This window comes from Thermus aquaticus, from assembly GCF_001280255.1.
GTDB lineage: Bacteria > Deinococcota > Deinococci > Deinococcales > Thermaceae > Thermus > Thermus aquaticus.
Map to the genome: position 1 here is coordinate 1 of NZ_LHCI01000066.1, position 427 is coordinate 427.

The 427-nt window shown below is 73.1% G+C and carries 1 pseudogene; it reads left to right on the top strand.

The window, feature by feature from the left end:
- A pseudogene (locus BVI061214_RS13075) lies at nucleotides 1-427 on the top strand (hypothetical protein); the annotation flags it as partial.

A 427-nucleotide genomic window follows, 5' to 3' on the forward strand; every position in this document is an offset into this window, starting at 1 on the left:
CCTCTACGCCGACCGGGAAAGGCTGGTCCTCCTCATCCTCCCCAAGGGGGGCGAGGGCTTCAAAGTGGGCCTCAAGCGGGCCCGGGGCTTCGCCGCCCGCCTGGAGCCCAAGAAGGCCTACCGGGTGGAGGGGAGGCTGGGCGGCCCCTACCTCCTGGCGGAAAGGGCCTGGCCCTTGGGCAAGTACCTCCAGGCCAAGAAGGAGGGGCAGCCCCTCCCGCCCCCTATCCAGGGCCGGGAGAACCCCTACCTGGAGCCCCGGGAGGGGAGGCCCAAGGAGGGGGCGGAAGGAGGAGGGGAAGGGGAAGCCCGCAAGGGAGAAGGAGCCAGGGAAGAGGCGAAGGCCAGGCGAGAGCCCCCGCCCAGGCCCAAGGAGGCCCCCAAGGGGAAGGGCCCCGGGGGCAAGCCCCTCCCCCGCCGGGATCCG